Annotated in this window: 13 protein-coding genes; 5 read left to right on the top strand and 8 right to left on the bottom strand. The window is 59.4% G+C overall.

Features of this window, described 5'->3' with window-relative positions; all coding sequences use genetic code 11:
• Window positions 1-168: 168 nt before the first annotated feature.
• Window positions 169-1098, bottom strand: coding sequence for a phosphatase PAP2 family protein (locus tag A3AI_RS0114680; protein ID WP_036048302.1), 930 nt, complete (start codon window positions 1096-1098; stop codon window positions 169-171).
• Window positions 1099-2196: 1098 nt separating this feature from the next.
• On the opposite strand from A3AI_RS0114680, the gene A3AI_RS0114665 reads away from it, so the two are divergent.
• Window positions 2197-3048, top strand: coding sequence for a hypothetical protein (locus A3AI_RS0114665; RefSeq protein ID WP_024516310.1), 852 nt, complete (start codon window positions 2197-2199; stop codon window positions 3046-3048).
• A 181-nt stretch (window positions 3049-3229) separates the two neighbouring features.
• Here the strand turns inward: A3AI_RS0114665 and A3AI_RS0114660 are convergent, their stop codons facing one another.
• Complete coding sequence (locus A3AI_RS0114660; RefSeq protein WP_198030118.1) at window positions 3230-4591, bottom strand: FAD-dependent monooxygenase; 1362 nt, start codon at window positions 4589-4591, stop codon at window positions 3230-3232.
• A gap of 374 nt (window positions 4592-4965) precedes the next feature.
• Window positions 4966-6192 (bottom strand): cupin domain-containing protein, encoded by a 1227-nt coding sequence (locus tag A3AI_RS0114655; RefSeq protein ID WP_024516308.1) that lies wholly within the window; start codon window positions 6190-6192, stop codon window positions 4966-4968.
• A gap of 400 nt (window positions 6193-6592) precedes the next feature.
• Between A3AI_RS0114655 and A3AI_RS0114650 the strand changes: the two genes are divergently transcribed.
• Complete coding sequence (locus tag A3AI_RS0114650; RefSeq protein ID WP_084800923.1) at window positions 6593-7552, top strand: alpha/beta fold hydrolase; 960 nt, start codon at window positions 6593-6595, stop codon at window positions 7550-7552.
• 70 nt (window positions 7553-7622) lie between these two features.
• Here the strand turns inward: A3AI_RS0114650 and A3AI_RS42750 are convergent, their stop codons facing one another.
• Window positions 7623-8966, bottom strand: a complete 1344-nt coding sequence (locus tag A3AI_RS42750) for an FAD-dependent oxidoreductase (protein ID WP_036048298.1) — start codon at window positions 8964-8966, stop codon at window positions 7623-7625.
• Window positions 8967-9739: 773 nt separating this feature from the next.
• Between A3AI_RS42750 and A3AI_RS46240 the strand changes: the two genes are divergently transcribed.
• The gene (locus A3AI_RS46240) at window positions 9740-10096 is read left to right on the top strand and encodes a hypothetical protein (protein WP_198030117.1); all 357 of its coding nucleotides are present in this window, start codon (window positions 9740-9742) and stop codon (window positions 10094-10096) included.
• A 523-nt stretch (window positions 10097-10619) separates the two neighbouring features.
• Window positions 10620-11555, top strand: coding sequence for a class I SAM-dependent methyltransferase (locus A3AI_RS0114635; protein WP_198030116.1), 936 nt, complete (start codon window positions 10620-10622; stop codon window positions 11553-11555).
• Between the two features lie 358 nt (window positions 11556-11913).
• Here A3AI_RS0114635 and A3AI_RS0114630 read toward each other — a convergent pair whose 3' ends face one another.
• From A3AI_RS0114630 to A3AI_RS0114615, 4 genes are all read right to left on the bottom strand, one after another.
• A complete protein-coding gene (locus A3AI_RS0114630) occupies window positions 11914-12411 on the bottom strand; it encodes a cupin domain-containing protein (RefSeq protein ID WP_156927782.1) in 498 nt (165 codons plus the stop codon).
• Window positions 12412-12488: 77 nt separating this feature from the next.
• A complete protein-coding gene (locus tag A3AI_RS0114625) occupies window positions 12489-13034 on the bottom strand; it encodes a VOC family protein (protein ID WP_051382403.1) in 546 nt (181 codons plus the stop codon).
• A 127-nt stretch (window positions 13035-13161) separates the two neighbouring features.
• Window positions 13162-14097: an alpha/beta fold hydrolase gene (locus A3AI_RS0114620; RefSeq protein WP_024516301.1), complete on the bottom strand. Its 936-nt coding sequence runs from the start codon at window positions 14095-14097 to the stop codon at window positions 13162-13164.
• Window positions 14098-14299: 202 nt separating this feature from the next.
• Window positions 14300-15250, bottom strand: coding sequence for an alpha/beta fold hydrolase (locus tag A3AI_RS0114615; RefSeq protein ID WP_245286885.1), 951 nt, complete (start codon window positions 15248-15250; stop codon window positions 14300-14302).
• A gap of 110 nt (window positions 15251-15360) precedes the next feature.
• Between A3AI_RS0114615 and A3AI_RS0114610 the strand changes: the two genes are divergently transcribed.
• Window positions 15361-15954: a TetR/AcrR family transcriptional regulator gene (locus A3AI_RS0114610; RefSeq protein ID WP_024516299.1), complete on the top strand. Its 594-nt coding sequence runs from the start codon at window positions 15361-15363 to the stop codon at window positions 15952-15954.
• Window positions 15955-15999: the final 45 nt, after the last annotated feature.

Genomic DNA, 15999 nt, shown 5'->3' with positions numbered 1-15999 from the left:
AATTGCTGGTTGTTACTCAGCTTTCGAGCACGCAGTCCCGTAGAAAAACGGTGCAGCCGTGACCCTTCCAATTAACTGCCGAGAAGCCCCGGCGTAGCCGATTACCAAGCAACGAAACAAACGGTGCCAGGACTTTGCTGTCTTTCTGCGGAGCTTCCCAAACGGCTTTCAATCCCTCGCCGCACTCAGCACAACGCCGCTGGCAAGCCGGCCCCTGGCCGACGGTCGTTGGCCCCATCCGAAGATTACGACGGCGAGCGGCACGACAGCTGTGCCCCCAATGAGATCCACTAGGTAATGTCCGCCGGCCGGCAGAGTTGAAGCGATCATCAGCACGTTGAATGCGAGCGATATGGGAAACAGGAAACGAATTCCCCTGGTGGCATAGATCAGAATGAGCCCAAGTGCGGTGTGGAAAGACGGGAATGTAATAAGTCCATTCATGCGGGCCAACGCAATCTCCGACATCTGGCCGCTCCTAAGCGCCGAGAAATCCGCAAGATGGTAGGCGTATACGCGGTGGGTGACTCCATAATGGACCCATGCGCTTTCGGCCGGGAATAACCACGATATTGGAATAACGATCAGCAATGTCAGGATGAACAGCCAAACAAATTCGGCCGTGCGCTCAAGCATTCCAAGCACGTTCAGCACGATCAGGAGAACCCCGATTTGGGCTATACTGCTGTCATACGAAAAAACTAGCACACTATTGACGCCAGGATGATCTTGGACCCAGTTGAACAGCCCAAGCCAATCGAATCCGACTGCTGCATCTGCCGCTGAAAGATATCGGTCGATTAGTGGGAAGTCGGATCCGACGGTGAGATAGATTAGAACGCTAGCAACCGATGTAAACGCCAGGAGCTGCGCCGTAGCGCCGGCGAGCGCCGCGATCCTTGGGTTGGGTCTTATCGTGACATAAACACGATTCATCAGAACCAGCCCGGCAAAAACCAGCGGCGTTGTTAGACCCGGCGCGATCCTTATGCCGACCGACCATGCCCACAACGCATCCATTCCCGCGATTCCGGCGATGACAGCCCAAACGATATTGTTGCGCCAGACCGGCTTTGTTACTGCGGCACGATTTTCCATGAACACATTTGCCTCTGCCCCGCGCTAGGAAGCGGGCCTTTGCCGTGTCAATTGCGGTGCGACCGGCACGATACTCGATGAGCAACGCGCTTCAAAGGGGCGCGGTAGGCATTCGGTTAAGGTATGGTCAACCACGCCAGCACAGGCGTGCCGTCTTGACGATCGGGCCGCCAGCTAACAGCGCCTTCCAGACACGATGTTCGTCCGTCGGCGTGCTATTATGTTGCCGCTCGGGCATCCCATGTACCCGCGCAAAGCGCGACCGCTGCCTGCACGAGGAACGGCGCGCTGCCGGAGCGGAGGTCTGGTACTCGAAATCTTTCACTTGGCATTTTGCAAGCTCGAGGCCGTTCGAGCGGGGGAAGCTTGGCGGCGACCTAAGGCGAATCGGGTCGAAACCATTCCGGAGAAGGGTCGGAAATGGCCTCGATTTCGGGAACGAAGGATCGGTCGAGCCGTTCGACAAATGCTTAGTTGATGCATGGGCAGATGCATTGGCGCACGTAATAGCCGTTCACCCGTATCCACTGACATGGGCTGGGAGGCGGCTCCTTGATGATGGGCCACCCGTGAATATCGATGTTGGTGGGCGCGTATAAGCCGCGCCAAAAGACCGCGTTTGCATTCGAAGAGCTCAAGGTCATCGTGGCCGCAAAGGATGCGAGCGCGGCACTCAGCAGCAACAATACCCGCATGGTTTTTCCCCGGCCTTAGCAGTACCTTTCGGAGTTATCTTGATTGGACCGAGAACACAACGCAAGGCCCTGCGGCGGTGACTCGGTCGTTATCAACCTTAACCGGCGGCAGCAATTGCGCGGCCTCCTGCCTCATCACCGTCTGCTTGAGGGCAGTCACGAGACTGGACCGTTTGGACAGGCCGGCGAGACTCGCTTGGGCTTTCAACAAGCTGCGCGCAAATACTAACAGAAAAATGGCGTCGGTTCAGTGATCGATCAACGGTCTCTGAGCACCACGCCGAGAGGTCTCGGCGTCACGTGAAGGAGAACACTGACGAATACTGTGGACGCACATAGTTATCGACAAACAATTACCCGAGATTGTACTGTCTTACGTTCACCCTTCAAAGGGGGGTACTCAATGGATGTAAGCAACGCATTCCAGTGGCCAGGTGGCAGCGAACTGTTTCTCGAAGTAACGCTTGATCGGAGGGGCAGACCGGCAGAGGTCGGAGAACTACTTGCCGTTTTTCAGAAGCTGCAGTGGACCGCGGCTGTTGCTGAGGCGATGGCCGAATATTGTGTCAAGGAGCGAGACGGCGAAATCAGTCCCGACGCCCACTTCAAGGTGTGGCTCAAGAGCTTGCCAGATGTCAAAGTGGCTCTAGTACCCGAGGACGGATCAGCATCCGAATTTGATGCGTATTTCGACGTCAACGCAATTCTCGACGAGCTAAATGCAATAGCCGGGACTGTGTCCGCACCAAAGCGGTCCAGAATAGAGTTCAGATTACGAATTGAGCTGGTCGAAATCTTTCACGAAAACCCTACTCGAGGGCGTTTTGTTGTCGGAGGATGCCTGCTATCGCTCGGATTCTACGCGGCCCTGCACGAGGGCGTTTACTTCTACCAAGAAAGTCATGCACACGATTGCAGAGCCCAAGTTGCCTCTATGTACCAAGAACAGCTGAAGACTCTCATGAGTCAGGTTCGGCTTGAGGGCAAGGTTGATCCACAATTGAAAACGGCAATAGAAGAAGCAGTTAAAGGTTCAGTAGCCAGTGTCGCCGCGTGCTCTCACGAATACGGCGATATAAAAATTGAGCTGCCCCTGGGAATGGGGACGTTCAGTGTTTCGCGGTCATCGTCCGGCCAGCCCTCTTCGGGAGCTGAAGAAATTTCCAGCGGAAAGAGCAAGGAATCGTCGACGGCATCAAGTCCCCGGGATCATCGTGATGAATCGGTCTCGAACAAAGGAAAGAGAGCCTCCTAAATTCGCTCGGCCGCGAAGATTCTCGCCGACGTCGTTGACTGGCCGTAACGCAATATGCTGAACGCCGTTCCCGGAGCTAGCGCGCCACCGATTCCAAGAAGAGGAGCGCACCGAAAGTGCGGGCGCGCTCGCCGGTTTGGTGTGACCGTTGTGCAAAGCCACGCAGTCCTAGTGCGCAATCTTATTCGGCGGCCATCTGGAACAGCTCGCGCTGAACGAGGCGATCGACATCCGGATCCTGGAGAACGCTTGGCGGCTTGAGCAGTTGCTGCACCTCTGCGAGTAATCGGTGAACCGAGGCATCGTTCATCGCAACCCTCATCAGGGCGCCGTCGTATTTGAGCCTGTCCTCGAAATCTGCCGGGCGTTCGCCGCGCGTCTCTGGATAGATCATATCCGGGACCGCAGCCATATTCCATGGTGCCTCGACCAACGCCAGGCTTTCAGAGAAGAACGCCGCCGCAAGTCCTGCAAGCGGATCGGACTTGGTCGCCCGGCCGTCCAGAAGCTGCTTCAGAAGGCGGGCCTCCTGCGCGGCCACGCTCATGCCCTGGCCGTAGATCGGATTGAAGCGGCAGATGGAATCCCCGATGGGTAACAGGCCTTCAGGAAACGAATTGAGTCGATCGAAGCGGCGCCATACGCTCACCGGATTGGCATAACGCTCGAACCCGCCCTGCCGCTCGGCATGCTTGATGGCATTGTAGATCGTCTGCGTCTCGAGCCCCCGGGCATAGTCCATAAATCCGTCCGGCTCGCTTGGCGGTCGTTCGCCGAGCCGTCCCGTGAGCGTCAGAACCCAGCGGTTGCCTTCGTTTGGCACCATATAGCCGCCGCGGCTGCGCTCCGGCGCCTGGGGATGAGTGGCTATGGCTTTCCAATCCGTAGGTGCGTCCTCGGGCATCACGAAGGTCGTGGTCGTATAATGGAGATCGACGCCGATGACGATTTCATCCGGTACCGGCTGGCCGGACGAACGCAGCAGTCCCAAGGTTGGTGCACCACGTCCGGATGCGTCGACAACGAGATCGGCCGCGAGAATCTCCTGCCGTCCGGCAGCGGATTCAAACCTCACGCCAGTGACCATGGTGCCGTCGAGCGAAGCGGTGATCTCGAGTACCCGGCACTGCGAGCGTATCGACAGATTGGCAAGTCTCGCGGCCTGTCGGCGTGTGATCAACTCGACCAGCGGACGGGATGCGCCATAGAGGAGCCAGCCGAAATCGCGCGACGGGAACGAACCGAGCCTTGGGATCTCGAATCGAAGCTCGCCCGGCATTCGAAGCGGCACCGCGCCGGCATTCAGCAAATCTTGCTCGAAATGCGGAAACAGATCGGTCAACGCCCGCTGGCCGCCCTGCACCAAGACGTGCAGTTGCCGCGATTGTGGCGCACCCGATCGCGGCATCGCCTGGTTTGTGAGGCGGTCGCGCTCCAGCACGAGCACGTTTTCGAAATGGTCCGCAATCGCGCCCGCCGCGGCTAAACCGGCCATCCCGGCCCCGATCACTACGGCCTGCTTGCCGATCTTTCCAACTGCCATCGCGCTCTCCTCATCCATTCGGCTTATTGCAGCCGATCAGAGGGCGAACAGGTTACAGCCTGATTTCAGCGCAGACGACGCGTGTTACGATTGCAGTGTCACCATGGCGACACTGAATGACCGGAGCTTGGAGCCTCGCCGTGGCCACAAGCGATGCCGGTTCGCGAATTCTCATGTGCTGATGCTGCAAAAGAGCCGACGGTTCGCGAGGCCGCCGGCGCGGGCCTCATCACGTTCTCCGGCGACGAGCTGCTCGGCGGACGGCCCGAGGGCAATTTACTCTCAGGCGCGAAACACCCCATGAAATCGCGGCGTGTCAGCCCACGGCTCCAGCACCGAATGCTCAAGCCGCGAGAGACGTTCCGCGACGCTGCTCAGGTCGGCACGACTGGAGCCTTGGTCTTGCGAAGCGCATTCATTACTTGCGGATCCAGGTCCAGATGCGCATCCACCAGCTTCGGCGGAGTCAACGCCATCCACGTGTCGAGAGAGAAGTCGACAAAGTACGGGCTCTTGAACGTTTCGAGGAATCGCAGCGGTCCCGTGCCGGTATTCTCGAGATAGTGCCCCATCGCGACGGGAATGTAGCCGACATCACCGGCTTGCAGATCGAATGTGCGCGCCTGGCCCTGCCCCGCAAACACGCCCATGCGTGCTTGACCCTCGATGACATAGAGCCATTCGTCCCCATTGGGATGCCAGTGCAGTTCGCGCAAGCCACCCGGATTGACTTCGACCAGGGCCGCGGCGGTCGTGGTGTTGACCGGGAAAACGGTGGAATCGCTGATCCGCATCGTTCCGCTTGCCGTTCTGATCGGATCCTGCGCCATCAGCCGCGAGCTGAAGCTCTTTGATACCGGTGTCCCTCCAGCAATCTTGTCCGAGCTCAGCGGCCCCGGCAACGGAGCCGGGAAAATGTAGCGTTGGCTTTCCTCTGGGGTATGGTCAAACAGTGAACCCGGCACCCCGAAATTCTTGCCGAGCACCTCGTTCGGTGTGTGCTTGAACCAGTCGGCGATCATGAAGGTATTGTCTTCGTCGAAATTACCGTCGTCGAAGACGAGAAGAAACTCGCAACCGTCCGGACCTAGGCCCTGGATGGAATGCGGAACCCCGGAAGGGAAGAACCAGACATCGCCGGCAGCAACATCGTCCACGAAATAGCGTCCACTGGCATCCATGGCCGTGATGCGGGCCGTGCCGTAAAGCATGTAGGACCATTCAGACGCCTTGTGCCAATGCATCTCACGCACACCACCGGCGTTCAGGCGCATGTTCACACCGGCAATCGACGTGGCGACGGCAAGCTCGCGCTGCGTCACCTGGCGGGTCCAGCCACCTGTCTCAAGCCGCATGTGGGAATCGGAAAACGAGAAGCGCAGATTCGGTAAACTGCCATGATCGGTCGCCGGAGGCACGAGAATATCCGCGTTCTGCCGGTCCCGCACCGCGTTACGCGGGCCTGGATCGGTCCCGCCGCGACCCGGTCGCTGCGGCTGAGGGACGGCGTCTGCCAACTGCGTGCGCGCCGTGGCAGACGTCGTCAGGAGGCCGCCGGCCGCGGTCGCTGCCAGCATCCGGCGACGAGAAAGGAAGTCCATGATTTGTACTCCGGTTATTCGAGACTGCTACGCTGCCACCGATGCGAGCGCCCGCGATCGCCAGAGCTTCATTCGGCGGCAACGGCCGCCAAGCACTCTGAATGCAGCACCCTATGGTTGAGCGCGAAGATCAATATGGACTCACGGCGCCTTTCGCGGAATTGAAAAAATCACAGCACTATCGTGCGGCCACTGCATTCGCTCGACACGCACGCATCTTTCTCCTGCCGTTAAGGCAGCGCGGGAGCGGATGTCATATCCCAGGGCATCCTGTCCTTCTCGCGACAATCGGCGAGTCGAGTCGTGGCCCGAATCGTTGGATCTATGACATTGGCGAAATCGCCGAGGCTACCTATCTCAACTCGGAACGTCGTGTGGCCGGTTGAAACAGGAAACAGCGATGAGTGCAGCTTCTACGCAGATCACGCTCGCCAGCGATTTGTCATCTCGCACGGCAAACGATGGTACGCGACCCGAATTGAGGACGGTATCGACCGGGCTCCTCGATATCGGCTACGAAATCTCGGGCCCCGCCACAGGCCGACCGGTCATCCTGCTCCACGGCTGGCCCGATGATGTGCGAACCTGGGACAGAGTCCTAGCCCCCCTCCACGCCACGGGCCTGCGTACGATCGTTCCATATCTCCGTGGTTTTGGTTCTACCCGATTCCGAAACAAGGAAACGTTTCGCTCCGGGCAACTCTCCGCGCTCGGACGCGACGTCCTCGATCTCGCGGATGCGATCGGTCTCGAACACTATTCGGTGGTCGGGCACGATTGGGGCGCGCGCGCTGCCTATATTGCTAGCTTCCTTGCCCCAGAGCGGATTACCCATTGCGCTGCTCTTTCGGTCGGCTGGGGCACGAACAATCCCGACCAGATCCTTTCGCTCCGTCAGGTCCACAATTATTGGTATCACTGGTACATCGCGCTTGATCGCGGCGCAGATCTCGTGCGCAATGACCGACTGAACTTTACGCGCTATATCTGGCAGATTTGGAACCCCTCCTGGTCCATCTCCGACGAAGAGTTCGCGGCGACAGCGGCATCATTCATGAATGCCGACTGGGCCGAGATCGTCCTCCATTCGTATCGCGTGCGCTGGGGTCTTGCTGCCTCGGATTCCGCCTACGACGACATTGAACATCAGCTCGCGCAGGGTTCGGAGATCCGTGTGCCCACTCTTGTAATTCATGGCGGCGCGGATCCGTGCAACCACCTATCCACTTCGGAAGGCAAAGAGCAATTCTTCACCTCGAGTTACCGGCGCATCGTTCTCGACGGCGCGGGCCATTTTCCTCAGCGCGACGCGGCCGGCCCGGTTGCGGAAGCGCTCATCGCATTCTTGTCCGGGACTTGACCGCGCAACGTATGGGCTATTTCGAGCGCAGCTTCGCAAATCACATGCTCGGCTCAGCGCGGATGATTGGCTACGCCGTCAATTCGGCCCCGACGCGCCGCAGCAGTTCCGGGTCCTGGTAGGCGCTGAGCGGCTTCAGAAGGTGCGCGACCTCCGTCATCAGCCTGTCGACCGCGGGATCGTGGAACGCAAGCCGTCGCATGGCGGCCGAGAAGCGCAACGTCTGCTCGAAATCGTCCGGACGTTGCCCGCGGGTACACGGATAGGCGAAATCCGGAAGCGCTGCGAGTTGCCACGGCCCGTCAATCACGCTTTGCGCCTGCGCGTGGAACAAGACACTGACGCCGTCTAACGGCTCGCGCTCGTCGCGGCGGGTGAGCAGCACGCGTTTGAGTAGCAACGCCTCGCAGGCCGCAACACTCATCCCCTGACCGTAGGCCGGATTGAGGCGGCAAAGGGCGTCGCCCATGACGATCAACCGGTCGGGTATTGTGTCGGCATCAAAATATCGGCGCACGCTGGCGGGAAAGCCAAACCGCGCAATGTCGCCGATAGGCTTGGCATTCCTGATGGCGTCGTGAATGGTAGGCTTGGCGAGTCGTTCCGCGTATGCCATGAACCCGTCGAGCTCCGCAGGCGGTTGCTCGGCGCCCCTTCCAACGAGAGTCACCATCCACCGGTTATGCTCGATCGGGCAGAGGACGCCGCGCCGACCGTGGTGTGGCGCATCTGCGTGGGTCAGCACCACCGACCAGTCGAACCGCTGGCTCCTTGGAACCGAGAAGATCGCGGTCGCGTAGCTGAGGTCGACGCCGATCTCCATCTCTCTTGGCCTTGGCCGATTGATAGCCTGCAGCAAGGCCAGCGTCGGAAAGCCGCGCCCGGAGACGTCGACGACGAAGTCTGCTGCGATCGTCTCCTCGCTGCTCCCCGGGGCCGCGTAGCGGGCTCCGACAACGCGCCGGCCGTCAGGCGTCGCCAAGAGGGCTGTGACCCGGCACTGCGGCTGCACCGTGACGTTTGGCAGCCGCGCCAGCGCGCCGCGGATGACGAGTTCGATGAGCGGACGCGATAGCATATAGGCGGACCAGCCTAAATCGCGTCGGGGCCGGTCGGACTCAGGACCGTTCTCGCAGAAATCGCGACTGACGCGGACTGGTATTGCGCCCGCGCGGGCCAGATCTTTTTCCAAATCGGGAAATAGTGCGCATAATGCCTGGTGGCCGCCGGCCAACAGCCCGTGCAGGTGACGTCCCTGCGGTGCCCCTGGTCGGGGCGTTGCCTCGGAAGGCAAGTTGTCGCGCTCGAGGACCACCACCCGATCGAAGAGTTCGCTGAGAGCCCCGGCTGCTGCCAGGCCGCCAATTCCGGCCCCGATCACCACAGCCTGCCGGCCCAAATGCGCGTGTAGCATGCCGCACCTCCTGACGCTTCTAGTACCAACGAGCTAGCGCAGCACGACGTTACGGGTGCGTGTCGGATAGGTTACGGCTGTCGTTAAGTATTCGCTGCCGTTCGCAAGTTGCGCGCGCCTAGGCAGCTCTCCGACCTATCGATCGGCAAAGCGCCCCGGCGCAACCATCGAAATGTCCAGGCCGCGCCGCTCGGATACATCAGCCCCGCATAGAGCGCGCATGCGGCAAGACACTCCCTGATGAGCCAGGCCAGGATGATGGCCAGCAAATGAGGAAAAGCGCCTCCGCCATACATGCACCGTGTCATTGTTTCCGTGGTCAACCGAAACAACACGGCTGGCACCGCTGTCCTGAGCCGGAATGCACGATCCTCCGGGACGCGCCGGTTAGCGGCTCTCCTCGAGCTCGCAGCACGTGAGACCCACACGGCAAGCAGAGTGGAAACAGATAATACTGACTTGGACAAAATCGCGCTCCATTAATTGACAGGAGGACTTTGGCCTCGTCCAGCTACCGAACCATCACTGGCCCGGGAAATTGCGTTACGAACGTAATCCTGCACCTCCAGCGAACATAGGGCTCATGGCACGGCTCCGGAGTCTCGCGACAACGTGATTATATGTTTATAATCATATAATTGTCAGCCATTCCCTCGCACCTATCTTCAATTGGGTCGACGGTGATCGCACTCAAGCGCGGTTATTCGATCAATCGATCTGACGACACGCCAAGCCGAGGTAATCCACTCAAGAGAGCAAGGATCTGATCTGCGATGAACAGTGACTTCTGGCATTCAACATCCATTGTCGTTGCAATTGCGCTTGCTGCCATCGCGGGCTCTGGCGCCCGCGCTCACGATCACGATCATCCTGAGTTGAACGGCTGGTATCAAAGCCTGCACAGCGGCAAAGGTCCTTGCTGCGACGGCAGTGAAGCAAAGCGCGTCGATGATGCCGATTGGGAGAGCAAGGACGGACATTACCGCGTTCGCATCGATGGAGAGTGGGTTGACGTTCCCGCCGAGGCGGTGGTGGATGGACCGAACCGTGCCGGTCGAACCATGGTATGGCCCTACTATCTGGATGGTCATCCCAAGGCGCGATGCTTCATGCCGGGGAGCATGAGCTGAGGTTGAGTGGGTGCCTGCGGATCGAGGGGCGCGTCTCAATCACAAACTCGGAGATCAAACTTTGACGAGGATCGCGCATTGCTGCTGCGGCTCGCTGCGTCTGGAGGTTAATGGCGAGCCGGCGCTTGTAGGCGCGCATTGCATAGACTTGGCCAAAGCCAGCGGACGCTCGGAGCAGCACTCCCCTTCCGAATCATAAGTAAACCGATGTCCCGCTCGAGGTCAAAATGCGAAGAACTCAGCGCGAGCAAATCTAGTCCGCGATACCCCATGCGGACACGCCTTGGAGTCTATTTTGGCTCATTCTCGACCCGATGGCATCCCCGGGTCATGTCTGGTTTAGCCCGGTAGCAGCGAGGGAGAGGATTTCCCGCGTCGAGAGCCTCACGCCAACCTGAAATGCAAATGCTTTCGCTGTCACAAAATGCATGTGTTTAGCCATATACCTTGGATATCCTCGCCAAATCCGACTCCTGGATTGGGCGAGATTCTGCCCTCCTTTGCCGGATAAGGGAGAGCATCCATGGTCATCGCGTCGCCTCCCCCGGATTGGATTGGTCAGATAACAATGAGCAAAACAATGAAAAGCGTAACAAGAGACCTCCTGGTCGCGGCCGGCTTCACTATCGTCCTGTTCTTCAATGCCCAAGCAGCAACAGCGCAGCAAGGTTTGCCGCCGCTTTCATCTGAGCAGATCGCACTGATCGTGAAGAGCTCCGATCGCACTGCGGCAGATCGTACCAATGATGAGCGCCGCAAGCCGGAACAGATGCTGGGCTTCATCGGCATTCGTCCCGGTATCGTCGCGGTCGATCTCAGCGCGGGCGGTGGCTACACCACGGAATTGTTGGCCCGTGCGATCGGCTCCTCGGGCAAGGTCTATGGTCAGAGCCGACCCCGCGATCCCAGCCGAGCCCCCCAATCCCCGGTCACGCCCGAGGGCAACGGCACACCAGCCACAACGCCGAGCGCGGCCTCAGCGGCGCCCACGAGCGCGCCGCGACCATCCACGGTCGCCCTCGCCGAACGCGAAAGCAAACTCCGAAGCGATGGCGTCCAGGCTGCCCCGATCGTCGCGCTCTCCCGGCCGTTCGAAGATCCCATTCCCCCCGAGCTCGCGAACGGCGTCGATCTCGTGACCTTGATGTTCAACTATCACGACCTCGGACACCTCGGTGTGGATCGCGCGGAGATGAACAAAGCGGTCTTTGCCGCGCTCAAGTCGGGAGGTCTCTACGTCATTGCCGATCATTCGGGTCGGCCCGGTACCGGCATTTCGGAATCCGGTTCCTTGCATCGCGTCGAGGAGGCGTTTCTTCGCAAGGAAGTCGAAGCGGCAGGCTTCAAGCTGATCGACGAAGGCAATTTCCTGCATAACCCGAACGACCCCAGAGACAAGAACACGCCGGATCCGCCGCAACCGAAGGACGAATTCGTGCTCAAGTTCGTCAAGCCGTGAGCGGCCATGTCGCGTCAGGGTCAAATGCGAAGACCTCGGCGTGAGCAATCCAGTCCGCTATGCCTCATCAAGCGAACCTCAACGAGAGATGTCACCACTTCGCTGACGCGGCCCTTCTTCGACGTGAGAGCCTGGCCGGACGTCCGCTTTGGGGCCAAGAGCGGCCGATTTGGCCAGGGCGACGTTTGAGCAAAGCGCTTGCGGCGCTTCACTTTCGTCCCGGCCGTGCTTCGTCTCGACTGTCGATCCTCTTTCTCAATAGAACTCAGACCACGCATTGGATGCCCGGCACAGGCCGGGCATTGCGAACTCGAAAGAGGGCAGCTTCCGTTGCTGCTTGCATTACAAGGCGGTGCTCTCAAGGTTTCTTCGTCGGATCATCGGCCGGATTTTCGTAAATCGTGTCGGTCGGTCCGGTACCGGTGATCAGCACGACTACGGGCTCGTTGCCGGTCATCGCGAAGTGCGGCTCGTTCGTGGGTTCGGTATAGACTGAACCGACGGGCAGAGTCTTGAGCTTGGCCTTGTCGAACTTTCCGCCAAAGCCGAAGTGCCAAGTGCCCTTGAGCACGGTTCCCACCCGGTCACCACCATGATGGTGCGCCGGGATTTGCGCCCCGGGCCCGACCTTCAGCAGTTGGGCATAGACTCCCGGTTTGGAGGCATCGCCGAGGATCGTGACCACCTGAACCTTGGCGTTGCCGGATCCGCCCGCCCCACCGGTCGGCTGGACAGCGGAGAGCTCATCGGGCGTCTTCGCATAATCAGGAAGTTTAACGCCCGCATCCTGCGCGGAAGCGGCAGTGGTGAGGAATGCAACAGCTACGCCGGCTATCATTCGGCAGATAGTCATCATGTGTCCTTTCTACTCTGGTTCAATCGTTAGGCCCCGCTGTCGCCTCCAGCTTCCGCGACGACACGGTGCTGCCTTGCCTATTTCGGCGCGTCTTCAGGAAGCTGGAGGAACTCAAGCGTGACCCCGTCAGGTCCTCTCACGTAGATCAGGCGCAGACCTTTGCGCTCGCCGGATTCAACGGTTTGAACATCGCCGACCGGCAGCCAGCCGAGGCTTGCGATATGTGCAAGCAGCGCATCTATGTTCTCCACATTGAAGGCGATATGGACAGAGCCTACGTCGGATGATCGCGGCTTGTAGATCTTTCGGTCATCAGGCGCGGTGTATTCGAGCAGCTCGATCATGTGGCCAGGCGCCTCGATCATTGCGAGCCGCATGGCTGCACCAGGCACACCGACCACCTGCTCGATGAAAGGGCTGGTTTCGAAGGTCCAGGTGTACAGGTGCTTGAAGCCCATCGCATCGACCCAGAATTTGAGCGAGTCCTCCAACGAGGAGACCGTGATCCCGGTGTGGTCGACACGTTTGATCCGGAACGGCTCGTCGCGTGTGGCGGGCTGCGCGGAAGCGACCGTTGCTGCAAATGCTACGGTCATCCCGACCAACAATCTGGAGAAAGCCATCGTTCACCCCTCCTCCTCAGGTCTCGAACCGATGGACCCCCGGTGCATGACCCTAGTCGCGAGCCCGTCGGCCTTGGGCGATCGAAAGTCAAATGTCTCCGCGCCACGCGATCAGCGCTCATGACGCTCAATTATGTCGTGGCCAGAATTGGCTCAACTGAGCGACGATAAAGTCCGGCCTCTCTTCGAAGACCCAGTGCCCGCATTCGTCGATAACGCCACCTTCCGCCGTGTTGGCGATCGCTCGCGCACTATCGATGCAGTGATTGCCGAAAGATCTGCGGCCGCCCCAAGCCAACATCGGTACAGTAAGTTTGCTGCGGGTCAGTTCTTTCGTCTGTTCGGCCATCTGCGGGATGTAGCCATAGTGATTAAGGCTTGCTCGCAGGTTGCCCGGCTGACGCATCTGCATGACATAAAACTGAACATCTTCTTCCGGAATTGCATCCGGGTTGTAAGCAAAATCCCTGAAGAAGTGCCGCAGATAGTGATCTTCACGGCCTTCCACCAAGAACCTGGTGATATCCATGTTCGCGTGCATCCCCAGATGCCAATACGTTACACGGGGGTCTACATATCCTGGAGAGCTCAGTCCGAAGAACGGCGTTTCTATCGTGGCCAGCGACATCGCGCGGTTGGACGCCAGGTATGCCAACGCGACAGACGGCGGCCCGCCCAAATCATGGCTGAGGATATGAAAGCGTTCGACGTTCTCGGCTTGAAGCAAGCCGAGCATATCTTGAGCGATATTTTTCGGTTGGTATCCGTCGTAGGGTTTGTCGCTATCCGCGTATCCCCTAAGGTCTGGCGCAATAAATCTGTAGGTACCTGCGAGCCGCTCGATGACCGGAAGGAATTCGCGGTGGTTTTGTGGCCAACCGTGCATGCACAACACCACGGGACCATGACCGGCGGCGACGTAATGGAGATTGATGCCGTTGGTTTGAGCGCGCTTATTGACTAGGTCGATCGAATTTTGCCCGGCCGGCGTCACGCGCTCTTGCGCGGCCTGGGCCTGTGCGGCTCCTGTCCCCGGAATTGTCGCGGCTCCGGCAAGTGCCATGGCGCCACGCCAGGATAATCTATTTGGATGATTTCCTGAACTTTGCATCACCGATACTCCTCGTTGGGTGTCCTTCACCAATGGAAATCGGGTTCGTCGCCAGCCGATGTTTGCAAACTCTGCTGCTGCGACAAGCCGCCGCTGCTGCGACAAGCCGCCGCAGCACCGAGCTAAGAAGGGAGGATGTCGAGCACGGCGAGCATCACTTTTCGATAAAGGGAACGATGATGCTGATTGCCTGCTGGGGTTGTTCCTCCATGATCCAGTGGCCGGAATTGGTGATGACGGCGCCCTGGACATTGCTCGCGACGGAGGCGAGCTCTGACTGCATCGATGCACCGAACGAGTGATCGCCGCCGATCGCGAGCACAGGCATCGGCAATTTGCCGGTCTTCGCGAACAGAGCCCTGTTGTCCTCGGCATCTTGCGCGAAGGCCGCGAACTGCCCGCTGAAAGCGTCGTGGATCGCGTTCGGACGGGCATAGAGCGCCGCATAATAGTCGCGGGTCTGCTCGTCGATCGCCGCAGGATTGGCCGACAGATCATTGTAGAAGCGATCAAGCAGAATGCGCTCGCGGCCAGCGACCAGGCGTTCCACGTCGGGACCGCGGAAATTGAAGTGCCAGACCTTGGGATTGCTCAATAGAGAGTACCAGGTGCCGAGCCCGGGAAGCGGCGCGTCGATAACGACCCATTTGGTGATCCGCTCAGGATATTGGGCCGCCAGGGCATAGCCGACCATGTTGCCGATATCATGGGTGACAAGCGCGACCTTTTGAATCTTCAACTGGCCGAGGATCGCGGCTATGTCACGCCCTTGGGCGAGCTTTTCGTAACCGCCTTCCGGATGCGATGACAGGCCCATGCCGCGCAAATCGGGGATAATCACCGTGTGGTCTTTGACCAGGATCTCGGCGAGCGGCTCCCACATGTCTCCGGTGTCTCCGAAACCGTGCAGCAGCAGCACGGCCGGACCTTCACCGCCGACACGGACGTATTGCGTGCCGCCAGTAACTGGCATCTGCTGCGCACGAAAGCTTGCGGGCCAAGGCTTGACCTCGGCAGCGGCCGGGCTGGTTGCGATCAGCGGGAGGACCAGCACTGCCGCCGAAAGGACAGCATCAAAGATGACGCGGTGGAAAGAAGTAAGCACGGCTTGGCCTCCAAAAGCGGCTTCCATATCGATCGGTACATATACTTCCGAGTGGACAGCGGCTGTCAAGTCAATTATTTACTGATCGGTCTAGAAGAGGAATCCCGCTGATGGCAACTGGCCGGCCGCGCGAGTTCGACACTGAACAAGCTCTCGATCGTGCAATGGAATTGTTCTGGCAGAAGGGTTACGAGGGAACATCGCTCTCCGACTTGACGGAGACCATGGGTATCACGCGTCCAAGCCTTTATGCTGCTTTCGGCAACAAGGAGGCGTTGTTTCGAACAGTACTGAAACGTTACGAAACCAAGGTAGTGACCTACAGGCCAAAGGCACTGAACGCACCGACGGCGGGGGAACTCGCCCGAGAGCTGCTGATTGGTGCTGCAAACATCTTCGGCGACAGGAGAAATCCGGCCGGTTGCCTTGGCGTGCAGAGCGCCCTGGTTTGCGGGGACGAAGCAGACCCGATCCGCCGGACGTTGAACGCAAACCGGACGGCTGGTGAGCACGCCATCCGGGAGCGCCTCAAGCGGGCAAAGGCCGAAGGCGACTTGCCCGCCGACAGCAATCCGGCGGCCCTTGCCCGTTACCTTTCGGCTGTCCTTTACGGGATGGCCGTGCTGGCGGCCGCTGGATCAAGCCGCAAGGATCTGCTTCAGGTCGCAGAGATGGCGCTACAAAGTTGGCCTGCATCGCGCTGAGTAATTTGCATGCAGTGGGCCATGACAGCTTGTGGCCAGAGGCAG

Origin of the sequence: Bradyrhizobium sp. Tv2a-2, from assembly GCF_000472425.1 — a bacterium.
Taxonomy (GTDB): Bacteria; Pseudomonadota; Alphaproteobacteria; order Rhizobiales; family Xanthobacteraceae; genus Bradyrhizobium.
This window is presented reverse-complemented; position numbering and strand designations above follow the sequence as displayed.